The sequence below is a fragment of the Pseudomonas triticicola genome (assembly GCF_019145375.1).
Taxonomy (GTDB): domain Bacteria; phylum Pseudomonadota; class Gammaproteobacteria; order Pseudomonadales; family Pseudomonadaceae; genus Aquipseudomonas; species Aquipseudomonas triticicola.
Map to the genome: position 1 here is coordinate 3,891,080 of NZ_JAHSTX010000001.1, position 12,203 is coordinate 3,903,282.

Genomic DNA, 12,203 nt, shown 5'->3' on the forward strand with positions numbered 1-12,203 from the left:
AGAAAGAGCAGACAGGTGTCGCTCCTTCTTGCAGGTGCAGCCTTATTAATTCAAAGCCGTAAGCTGTAATTGAGCGCCACGCAGTCGCTCTTACTTGCAGCTTGTAGCTTGCAGCTTTCTCCGAAGGAGTCTCTCTTTGAATGTTTTGATCATTGGCAGCGGTGGCCGTGAGCACGCTCTGGCCTGGAAAGTGGCTCAGGATCCGCGTGTGCAGAAGGTTTTCGTTGCACCGGGCAACGCTGGCACCGCCATTGAAGCCAAGTGCGAGAACGTCGCCATCGACGTGTTGGCGCTGGAGCAACTGGCCGATTTCGCGGAAAAGAACGTTTCCCTGACCATCGTCGGCCCGGAAGTGCCGCTGGTGGCTGGCGTCGTCGATCTGTTCCGCTCCCGTGGCCTGGACTGCTTCGGTCCGACTGCCGGTGCTGCGCAACTGGAAGGTTCGAAAGCCTTCACCAAGGACTTCCTCGCGCGCCACAAGATCCCGACCGCCGATTACCAGAACTTCACCGAGATCGAGCCGGCCCTGGCTTATCTGCGTGAGAAAGGCGCGCCGATCGTGATCAAGGCCGATGGCCTGGCTGCTGGCAAAGGCGTAATCGTCGCCATGACCCTGGCCGAAGCCGAAGACGCCGTGCGCGACATGCTCGCCGGCAACGCGTTCGGCGACGCCGGTTCGCGGGTGGTCATCGAGGAATTCCTCGACGGCGAAGAAGCCTCATTCATCGTCATGGTCGACGGCAAGAACGTGCTGCCGATGGCCACCAGCCAGGACCACAAACGCGTCGGCGACGGCGACAGCGGCCCGAACACCGGCGGCATGGGCGCCTACTCCCCTGCCCCGGTGGTCACCGCCGACGTGCATCAGCGCGTGATGGACCTGGTGATCTGGCCGACCGTGCGCGGCATGGCCGACGAAGGTAACGTCTACACTGGTTTCCTCTATGCCGGTCTGATGATCGACAAGGCCGGTAACCCGAAAGTCATCGAGTTCAACTGCCGCTTCGGCGATCCGGAAACCCAACCGGTGATGCTGCGTCTGCAATCGAGCCTGGTGCTGCTGGTTGAAGCCGCATTGGCGCAAGCGCTGGACAAGATCGAAGCACAGTGGGATCCGCGTCCGAGCGTTGGCATTGTGCTGGCCGCTGGCGGCTACCCGGGCGACTACGCCAAAGGCGCAGCGATCAACGGACTGGACGCGGCGGCAGCTCTGGAAGGCAAAGTCTTCCATGCCGGCACCGCGCTGAAAGACGGTCAGGTCGTGACTGCCGGTGGTCGTGTACTGTGTGCCACTGCCATGGGCGCCACTGTCGGTGAAGCTCAGCAGCAGGCCTACAAACTGGCCGCTGCGATCGACTGGGAAGGCTGCTTCTACCGCAAGGACATCGGCTACCGCGCCATTGCCCGTGAACGCGGGGAAGTCCAGGAGTAAGCGATCCATCAGGCCTGGCGCGGGATGCCATTCCTCGCCGGGCTGTTCGGTCGTCGCGCATCGTTATATTCTGGCATCAACCTACGAAGGGATTTCGCCGTGCGCTGGCTCAGGATTGCCATAAGCTTCACCGTCACGCTGCTGACCTTGCTCTGCATGCTCCCGGCCCAGGCCGCGCAAGGCAGTGGCTGGTCGGTATTGCTTGACGATCAGGGCATCCTGCAACTGAGCGACATCCGCTCCGCTCGCTACACCAATCAATTCAGCCCCATCGAGCTTGACCGCCTGACCGCGGCCGAACCCGAGGGCGCCCTGTGGCTGCGCTTCAAACTGGCGCCGGGCAAGCACGAACAAGTGCTGCGCATCTTTGCCCCCGACCTGTCACAACTCAATCTCTACGTGCTCGACGGCGACCGGCTGATCGAGCAACGCAATACCGGCAACGAACGGCCCCAGGCCGAACATCCATTGCCGAGCAGCGATTTCATGCTGCCGCTGCCCCAGGCCGACAAGCCGCTGGACATCTACGTACGCATGATCTCCGGCCATCAGCTGCGCCCGCACATCACCCTGCAAGCGGCAATCGAAGGCGCCGCCGATCAGAAGCAGACGCTGATTTTCGGCCTGCTGTTCGGCTGCCTCGCCATGCTCCTGCTGCACAACCTGGTGCGCTACGCCTACTCGCGCTCGCGCAGCAGTCTGTGGCTGGCGATCTGTGAGGGCCTGCTCGGGCTGAGTCTGTTCCTGTTGCTCAATCTCGCCGGTCCGTGGTTGCCGAACTGGCAAGCCATTCAGACGCCGGGCGCTTATCTGGCATTGCTGCTGACCGCCCCAGCCGGGTTGATGTTCGCCCTGCGCTTCTTTGCGCCACTGGGCCAGCACGCGCTGAACAAACTGCTGTGGGGCGACATCCTGTTGATCGTCACGTGCAGCCTGTTGCTGCTGTTCGTCAACACCTTGCCGCTGAACATCATCACCTACGCACTGGTCGCACTGGCCGGCCTGAGCATGTTGCTGGTGGGCTTCTATCACTGGCAAAAAGGCTATCGCCCGGCGCGTCTGTTCGTCGCCGCCATGGTCGTGTTCAACATCGGCACGCTGGTCATCCTCCCGGCGCTGCTGGGGCTGACACTGGTCACGCCGCAAGGCCTGATCATGACGCTGATGGTGTTCATCTGCATCAGTGGCCTGCTGATGAGCATTGCCTTGGGCGAGCGACAGCGCAGCATCACCGAAAGCCGTTTCAGCATCAGCCGCGACCTCGCGGCAAGCAACGCCGAAATCAACGCCAAAGCCGAATTCCTCGCCAAGATCAGCCACGAAATCCGCACGCCGATGAACGGTGTACTGGGCATGACCGAGCTGCTGCTGGGCACGCCGCTGTCGGTCAAGCAACGCGATTACGTGCAGACTATCCACAGCGCCGGCAACGAACTGCTGACGCTGATCAACGAGATCCTCGACATCTCCAAGCTCGAATCCGGGCAGATCGAACTCGACGACGTGCAGTTCGATCTCAACGCGCTGATCGACGATTGCCTGAGCATCTACCGGGCCAAGGCCGAGCAACAGAACGTCGAGCTGATCAGTTTCATCCAGCCGCAAGTGCCACGGGTGATCAGCGGCGATCCGACGCGCCTGCGCCAGACCTTGTTGAGCCTGCTGGAAAACGCCCTGAAGAAAACCGAAGAAGGCGAAGTACTGATCGTCGTCGCCCTTGACGAGCGCAGCAGCAAACCGCGCCTGCGCATTGCCGTGCAGGACAGCGGCGTGCCGATGGAGGCGGAAGAGCGAGAGGCGCTGCTGCACGCCGAATTGCACAGCAAGCATTTTCTCTCGGCCAATCGTCTGGGCGGCAATCTCGGCCTGGTGATCGCGCGGCAACTGATCCGTCTGATGCAGGGCGAGTTCGGCATCAAGAGCGGCGCCACTCAGGGCAGCACTTTGTGGCTGACCTTGCCACTGGACCCGGATCGCCTCGAACATCCGACGTCCGATCTGGACAGTCCGCTGCAAGGCGCACGGGTGCTGGTAGTCGACGATAACGACACCTGCCGCAAAGTGCTGGTACAGCAATGCAGCGCCTGGGGCCTGAATGTCAGCGCCGTGCCGTCGGGCAAGGAAGCGCTGGCGCTGCTGCGCACCAAGGCGCACTTGCGCGATTACTTCGACGTGGTCCTGCTCGACCAGAACATGCCCGGCATGACCGGCATGCAACTGGCAGCGAAGATCAAGGAAGACCCGAGCCTGAACCACGACATCCTGCTGATCATGCTCACCGGCATCAGCAACGCACCGAGCAAGATCATTGCGCGCAATTCGGGGATCAAACGAATACTGGCCAAACCGGTGGCCGGTTATACGCTCAAGACCACGCTGGCGGACGAACTCAATCAGCGCAACAAGGGCCAGGTGGTATTCCAGCCGCAAGTCGTTACGGCGGCCACAGCGGCCAAGGTGCCGAGCGACTTCCGCATCCTCGTCGCCGAAGACAACACCATTTCGACCAAAGTGATCCGTGGCATGCTCGGCAAGCTCAACCTGCAACCGGACACCGCGAGCAACGGCGAAGAAGCCCTGCAAGCGATGAAGGCCCAGCGTTACGATCTGGTGCTGATGGATTGTGAAATGCCGATCCTCGATGGCTTCTCCGCGACGCAGCAACTGCGCGCCTGGGAAGTCAGCAATCAGCGCATCCGCACACCGATTGTCGCGCTCACCGCGCACATTCTCGCCGAACATAAAGAGCGCGCCCGCAAGGCCGGCATGGACGGGCACATGTCCAAACCGGTGGAGCTGTCGCAACTGCGTGAACTGATCGAGCATTGGGTCGCCGAACGCGATCAGCAGAACCGGGCCACGACCCAGCCGTCGTAAACCGACAGATTGTCCGGTGCCTGATAGACTCCCCCGACTCCATCGCCAGTGAGCTTGCATCATGCTCCATGTGTTGTTCAGCGTTTATCTGAAGATGCTGGTGCTCTACAGCCCGTTCTTCGTGTTGTCCTGCTTTATCAGCCTGACCCGTGGCTATTCGCGCAAGGAACAGCGGCGTCTGGCGTGGAAGGTCGCCCTCGCCACACTGATTTCCAGTGTTCTGCTGTATTTGTTCGGGCGGGTGATTTTCGATGTCTTCGGCATCACCGTGGACGCCTTCCGCATCGGTGCCGGCAGTGTGTTGTTCATTTCCGCGCTGGGCATGGCTCAGGGCAAGCCGGCGGTGCAGGCCGATAATGTGCAGCAGGATGTGACCATCGTGCCGCTGACCATTCCGCTGACAGTCGGCCCCGGCACCATCGGCGCCTTGCTGGTAATGGGCGTCAGCCAGCCGCACTGGGACGACAAGCTCACCGCAATCATGAGTATTGCGCTCGCCAGTTTCACTGTCGGTGTGGTGCTGTACCTGTCCAATCGCATCGAGCGGATTCTCGGCGATCAGGGCTTGCAGATTGTCAGCCGCTTGATGGGATTGTTTGTTTGCGCGCTGGCAGCGCAAATCATCTTTACCGGAGTGAAGGGTTATCTGGTGCCTTGAGCATTGTCGCAGCGCAACCGCCACAACAAAACGCCGCGTACGGTCACCGTTCGCGGCGTTTTGCTGTGCATGGCGACCTCAGCGCAGCGCTGCGATCACCGCTGTCAGGCTGACCGTTGCCTCGACACCGCGCACAGTGGCGAAGGCTTGCAGCCCTTGAGCCAGCGTCAAGGTATGTTGCCGCCCGGCGATGGGCAGCATCAGTAGCAGTGGGCGTTGTCCGTCGAAATTGCGCACGATCAGACTGTGTCCGGAGTCCGGATCGGTCAGCACCACATCATCATCGACCCGTGACATCCACCAATGTCCGCACTCGTCCAGATCCAGATCCAGCAGGCAAGGTTCTGCCGTTTCAGCATCCGAAGCCTGTCGCCCATCGACCACGATGCAGTCCAGGCGCTGGAAGGACGCTTGCGACAGCCGATAACCCGAGGTCTGCGCACCGTAAGCCAGCAGCAGCCTGGCGACGCCATCGGGCACTAATGTTTCAATCTCTGTGATGTCATCACCTATCTCAAGCACCATGACCTCGGCGTCGCGATCCGCATAACTGCCGGGCAGCCAGACGCCGTCGTTCGGGCCGGCGCTGAAAATCAACTGGTCGACCGGGTCGAACAGCATCGGCTGCTTCGACCCGCGCGTACCGAGAAATGCCGACCACTGCCCGTCGCTGCGCCCGGCCAGATCGAACAGCTGATCAAGTTGCGGCAGGTAATACAAATAGCGTCCGGTTGCACTTGCCACTTGTATGACAGGCGCGTGGGCATGCCCTTGCAACAATTCTCGCAGGCGCGCACGTAACTGTTCATCGCTCTGACCCGGCACATGAGACCAGCGATTTTCCACGCCTACGATCATTGCCGGCTGGTTATCCAGCAATTGCAGATGCACGCCATCAAGGGTCTGCGCGACCAACCCTTCACCCTGGCGTCGCACCTCAGCAAAAGTCCATGACGTCCAGACCTTTTCAGGCCTGCCGAGCGCCTCCGGTTTCAGCAAACGATGGTCAGCGCCAAACACTCCCCGCAGTGCGTCGATCGCCACCAGCGGCTGGCGGTAAAGTTGTCCGGCGCTGATTTCAAGCATCCAGACCGCGCTGTTATCCGGGGTCAGACCGAACAGCGCCAGCTCCTTGCCTTGACCGATATCGGCCACAGCGATTCTGCCATCGACACACCATGCCGCCACGAACGCCTGACCTGCCACATCACGTAGACCGAAGATCGGCAACGGCAGCAACGGCGCTTTCGTGGCCAGCGCGGGCAATGCGCTCAACCAATCGGGATGTCGCTGCAGCCAACGCGGCCCGACACCGGCGAACCGGAGAATCGACGGCTTATCGGCCTGATCGAGCCACGCCTCATCGCTTCTGTGGGCAAGGGAAGGAACCCCGTACTGAAACACAATCGCGTCGTCGATCGCTGCCGCTGCCGGCACGTCGACGATATCGATTTCGAACAGTCGGCCGTCATCTTTGGTAGCTATGTAGCGCGGGCCGGACTGGTTGATTTCGACCACATCGCGCTCGACCACCACATTCTGCCAATGCCCGACACGGGGTTCGATGCCGCGGCTGATGGTCCGCTCCTGCTGGCTATAGAACAGCACTGCACTGTTTTCAGGGTTGGACGGCATCAGCATCGACAAGTCTTCGGGCCAGGAAAGGTCTTGCCTGGCCTGAATGCACTTGCCCGTTGTCATGTTCAGCCACGCCCGATCGCGCAACTGCGCCCCGGCATAACCCCCGACGACAATGAACGGAGCACAGGACCAGCCGCTGCTGCTGGCGGCCATGTCTGTCGAGTCGCCCTTGTCCGGGGCATCGATTTGTCGAAGCGCTTCGCGCGGTTCGAACCGATAATCCTCTGCCGCAAAAGTGATCTTGCAAGCCGTCAGCTCCACCTGCTGACCGGTGATCCGATACTCGATGGTGGTGGTGCCATGCAACGCTTCTGCCGTCAGCTTCTGCGCAATCCGCAGCGCACCATTGGCTTGTTGTTGGCAGCCAATTATCGTCGATCCCATTCGCGGATTTTTCAGACGGTAGCGATGCTGGACGGTGCCGGTCAGCACATCGACCCGCCATAGCGATGGATGATCGGGATGATAAAACCACGCATGGCCCGCGTTGACGCCTGCCAGAACCACGCCCTCGTTGACCTCCTGCGGCAGGTTACGGGCGAACAGCACCCGATCCCGCGCGGTGTCGTAATAGCCGGTGGTCACCACTGGCTGGCCCGGCGAATTGAACGGCACTCTGAAGTTACGCAACGGCAAATACGCTGCGGTCAATTGCCCGCTTGTGACCTGAGCGCGCAGATAGCGCCGAACCGGCGCCGGGATGACGCTGGCTGTCATGTCGGCGCTGCGCAACTGATCCGCAGCTTTGTTTTGGTAGTCGAGGACAACGCCGATCAGATGCAGGCTGAGGCCTGTCCAGTCGACCCGGAACAGTCCTTCGGCGAGTTCGATGACGCCATCGAAACGATTCAACACCAGTCCATCGACCAGCATGTCAGGTGCGCTGTCGATGCTGTCCCGTGGCTTTTCACGAAAGCTGACCTGTTCTACCCGTGCCCAGGACGCCTGCACCGTCCATGTCACCTGTTCCCAGCCATGCGCTTGCTCGAAGTTCACCGCCAGCAGGCCCGGCACCAGGCGAATCCGGTATTGCCCCTGCGGTGCGGTGATCCGGTAGGCAATCTTCTCGCGCCACTCTGGTGGCAGGTCCGGAACCACCAGTTGGCTGACCTCGGCGCTCAACTGCAGCTTGATCGTCGTGGCCATGAAGACCGGATGCAGCTTGTAGAGTATGTGCGGCGCAAACGGCGTACTGAACAGGTAAAACACCCGGTTACCGAGCGCGTCATATTCCAGCTGATGTGCCAGGCGGTCATGCAACTGCGGATAGCGGGTCTTGGAAAAAGGCACGACCCCGGCGCTGCCGAGCTGATATTCGTAGCCGTAGTAACAGACGGGTGAACAGGGCAGCACCAGCGCCTCGGGCAAGGTCCCCCAGACGCTGCCGACAGCAGGCCGTTGAAAGGCTCTGGGGATGTTGATCGCGGCATGTCGCCTGGCTGGATCATCGTCGTACTGCGGCAGCTCCAGCGCACTGCCTTTCCAGGGGTAAAACTTCTGCCCCTCGAACGCCACCCTTCTGCTGTGCAGATCCACCTCGGTAATCACGGCCAGAGAGGGGAACTGCAAGACCGCACCAGCGCGTTCGTAATATTGCTGATAAGCGTCGTGAATCTGCGAGAGGTGCTCGCCAATGGCCGCAGCCTTGTCCATGATCTGCCCGAGATTGCTGGCAATGGCGGTCACCCCGATACCCACGCCCAGTAGCGGCACGGACAGCGCTGCGGCGAACGCGGCCACCGTTCCGCCCGCTGCCAGGGCGACAAGATCCAGACCCAGCGCCGCCGTGTTGAACGCCAGGGACGTGGAGAACCGCGCTCGCTGCTCATGATTCTCTGCCTGCGTCAGGTTGTAGATGTCGAAGCCGATATTGGCCACGGAAAATGCCACACCAACGCCCGTTGCGGCCTGTCCTGCCAGGCGTGCGGCGAATGAGCCCTGCTGCAACGCCCGCTCGGCCGCCGCTAAATGGCGCACCAACTGGATGACCTGCACTGCATCGCTGGCCACACCAAAGCCCAGCTGTGCATAACTGACGTACACCTGGATCTGCAGAGCAACGGTCAGCGTCGGCACCGTATCGCCAGCGCGGTAATCGCGCTGGCGCATTTCACTGATCAGCGTCTGGATTGCAAAGGCAAAACTCAGCCGGCTGCCACCGTCGTGGTCAGCCGTCTGCCCGGGCCTGGCCGCGCCGCCCTGCACGAGTCGTTCGACGTATTGCCTGATTTTCTGAAAGCGCGAATCGCGGGTGATCACCGTCAGGGTGTTTTGCGCATTGCGCGGATCGATCAGGGTAATGCTGTGGCCGCTGTCGGCTTTGTTGCCGAGGGTATCGAGCAACGGCACGTAATCACGCGCCACCTTGTGCTCACGGCGCAAGCGCTCGGTTGCCTGCTCGAACTCGCTGGCCCAGTAGCGTGCGTCCAGTTGCGCGAGACTGGCGCCCAGTCGAGCGTTTTCGCCCAGAGACCGGGTACGGGCCAGCGCTTGCTTGTGCCAGATCGAAGCGTCCTGCGGATCAGCCAGCGCAAGGTTGTGCAGAAAACTGTCCACGCGCAGATCCGATGACAGCCTGCGTTCGGCGATCGCCGAGGTGTCCAGTTCGATCACGTTGAATAGCGCATTGGCCGCATCGCCCAGGCCATAAAGCTTCGCCAGTGCATTGTCGTCCGCGCTCAGATAACGCTCTACGCCACGCTGCATCTGCGCACCATCGGCAAACCCATAGATAGCGAAGTTGGGGTCGTAGAAGCGATAGGCCGCGTGCTCACCGGTTCGCACTTTGGCCAGCAGCAGGGCGTGGTCGCCGGTGTCGAGCAGCAGCACCGCAGGTGCCGCACTGGCGTCCAGCGCGGCCATGATGCTGTCCATGCGCCGCACACCGCGAGCGAAGCCGACCTCGCCGGTGGGCAAGGCGCGCAGTTCGTCCAGCGCACTGCGCAACGCCCGCGAGCCGAGTTCGTCGGGACTCGCGCTGGCGCTGGCGACATGCCCGACCAGCGCCCGTTCCGCCGGCTCGCCAGCTGCAACGGCGGCGCCCATCAGCAGCACCAGCGGATAACAGCGGCGCCCCGGGTCGCCCGCGTTGTGCTGCAACAGATCCTGCGGCAACTGCTTGACCGACACCGCGCCGGCCTTGAAAAAGACGTCACGCACCTGGCCGCTGCGCTGCAAGATCTGCGTGCGAAACTCCTGCCGGGCGCTGTGCTTGATCTGGCCGATACGCTCGCCCCACTGGCGCAGCGTCAGCGGCTCAGACATGGCTTGCACCTTGAGCTCGCGGGTCGTCGATGTGGCCGTCGGCAGGTCGCGTTCCAGCCCGTTCTCGAACGCCGCCGAGCGGCGTTGGCGCACGGCTTTTTCAATCGCATCGTAGCGCGCGAAAGTGCCGTCGCGGTCGGTGGCGATGGCAAGGTCGCGCACCTGTTGCCAGGTATCGGCGAACCCGCCATCGTCCACGCTCGTCGCGCCGAAAATCCCCCCGAGCACGACCCGCATCGCGGGGCTCAGTTGCTCCAGCGGCAGCGTTCCGTGGGCGATGCGGCTGAACAGTTCGTTGAGATGGCTGACAGAATCCGCGCCACGGGAGCTCGGCACCACGACAGGTCCTTGCGCCAGCACCTGTTGGCGGGTGTCGAAGTCGATGACCACGGCTTGATCGAAGGTAACCTCCCCGCTCAACTTGTCTCGCATCGCTCGAATGAACGGCTCGCCCAGATCATCCATCAAACGTTGCAGCACCGCGGTCAACAGCACCGGTTTGCCTTCGACAACGGGCCAGCCGCGCTCGAAGGTCAGGCTTCGATCATTGAGCAGGTCGGACAAGCGTCCGGCATAACGGGATTTGAGCTTGCCCTCGGCCCAACGGGCGTGTTCCTTCTCCAGCCAGTCTTTTTCCGCGCCCCTGACGATCCAGCCGGAAATGGTCTCTTCTTCGGTATTGACGTTGTAGCCCTCGCGTAGACGCTGTTGCGCCAGCACCTGACGAGTGAAATACGGATCGCAATTGGCTTCGATGTATTCATGCAATCCGGCGAGGGCCGCGCCCGGGCCAGTGAGCGTTACCGTACCCCCCGCGTCATTACGAATGCCGTCCTGGTAATAGGTGACAACCGCTTTGAGCAATTGGTAGGCATAAGTTTCATTCCAGTTGGTGAAGTTCGACCTGACCAACATCTCTTCGATGACTGCCGCAGCGACCGTGGTCAGGGTTTCACTGTCGGCCCACCCGGATCCCGAGTTGGCCATGCGTCTTTCCACTTCCGCGAGCACGTCGTAATTAAGCCGAATGACTTGCATGATCGACATCGTCATGCCGCTGCCCGGCTGGGCGATGAAATGTGCATTCATTTCTTCGTCGATTTGCAGCCCCATGCGAAAGCCGTTCTCGCCGGCCTCCACGGTTTTTGGCGGCTCGAACAGTTCAAGCACGTCCGGTTTGCTGCGAGCAAAATCCTCGAGAAGTTGTTTATGTTGTTGTGGAAGACTGTCGGTTCTGTCGGGGTAATGCTGTGGATCGCGTCCAGGCATCAACTGCGGGTTGTTGTTCAACAGAAGTTGCAGAACCGCGATTTTCTGCGTCTGGCTGTAATCGCTGATATCGACACCGCCCAACTTGTCGAGCAGTGGCGGCAGATAATCCATGTCGCTATAACGCCCGCCTTCACGAAGTTCCGCCTGCAAGCGCACCACATCGCTCGCTGCGGCGAAGTTGCCGCGCATCGACACTTCGCGGCGGTAGACGTCCGCCAGCAAGTCATCGGCAAAGGCGTGAGATACATCGCGTAATTGCAGATCCGCGCCAACCATCGCCAGATGGCTGTCGAGGCAGCGTTGACGAAAAGCCTGCAGCGTCGCGCGGTCCTTGCCATAAGCGCGCACCATCAGATCGATGCGTGCTTCATCGGTTCGCCCCCTCCACTTCGGCTGGCTGAGGTAGTCGAACATCTGCTGTTTCAACACCCGTGCGCGGTCTTCGATCATAGTCGCCAGTTGCCCGGCGTGCTTGAGTGCAGCGCCACCGGACGCCATCGCATCAGCCCTGGCACTGTCGAGGATGACCCGGTTCATCTCGAAAGCCAGCAACGCATCGCTGTCGTACCAAAGGTTGAAGCGGTAACCCTCCGCCGCCATCACCTGGCGCCAGATATTCATGTAATCGCGCTGATTGACCCCGACTTCGCTTCCGCCAACCCAGACGAAATGGATGACTTTCGGAACAGGCCGGGTCAGCCCCGACAACATTTCCACGGTCGTCGAAAGCCGTGACAGATAACGTTGCAGCCCTCGCGCAATGTCATCGACAGCCGTCGGGACAGGGGTTTTCTTGCGTTTGAGCAGCGCTGCAAGTTGCTCTTGAAACAGGCTCGCCAGGGTCAACAACGACACCGGATCAGTCGTTTGACTGGCTTGCTGGTAATAGTCGTTAAGCGCTTGGTATTGCGCCGAGGTGGAGAACTCCCGCAAGGTCCTGGAAAGCACCGAATATTCTTGCGCAGATATGAACGCTCGCCCGAACGAATAATCGTTTTTCAAAGCCATTACACACTCCTTGTTTATTAAATGGCTCATTGACCGCGCACACTTTCGCGC

4 protein-coding genes are annotated in these 12,203 nt (G+C 61.0%); 3 read left to right on the forward strand and 1 reads right to left on the reverse strand.

Annotation, left to right across the window (positions count from 1 at the left end):
* The first annotated feature begins 136 nt into the window (after window positions 1–136).
* From purD to KVG85_RS17295, 3 genes are all read left to right on the forward strand, one after another.
* Window positions 137–1,432 (forward strand): phosphoribosylamine--glycine ligase, encoded by a 1,296-nt coding sequence (gene purD, locus KVG85_RS17285; protein ID WP_217864463.1) that lies wholly within the window; start codon window positions 137–139, stop codon window positions 1,430–1,432.
* A 99-nt stretch (window positions 1,433–1,531) separates the two neighbouring features.
* Window positions 1,532–4,309, forward strand: a complete 2,778-nt coding sequence (locus KVG85_RS17290; protein WP_217864464.1) for a hybrid sensor histidine kinase/response regulator — start codon at window positions 1,532–1,534, stop codon at window positions 4,307–4,309.
* A 61-nt stretch (window positions 4,310–4,370) separates the two neighbouring features.
* The gene (locus KVG85_RS17295) at window positions 4,371–4,967 is read left to right on the forward strand and encodes a MarC family protein (RefSeq protein ID WP_016771870.1); all 597 of its coding nucleotides are present in this window, start codon (window positions 4,371–4,373) and stop codon (window positions 4,965–4,967) included.
* A 78-nt stretch (window positions 4,968–5,045) separates the two neighbouring features.
* On the opposite strand, the gene KVG85_RS17300 is transcribed toward KVG85_RS17295, so the two are convergent.
* The gene (locus KVG85_RS17300) at window positions 5,046–12,152 is read right to left on the reverse strand and encodes a TcdA/TcdB pore-forming domain-containing protein (RefSeq protein ID WP_217864465.1); all 7,107 of its coding nucleotides are present in this window, start codon (window positions 12,150–12,152) and stop codon (window positions 5,046–5,048) included.
* Window positions 12,153–12,203: the final 51 nt, after the last annotated feature.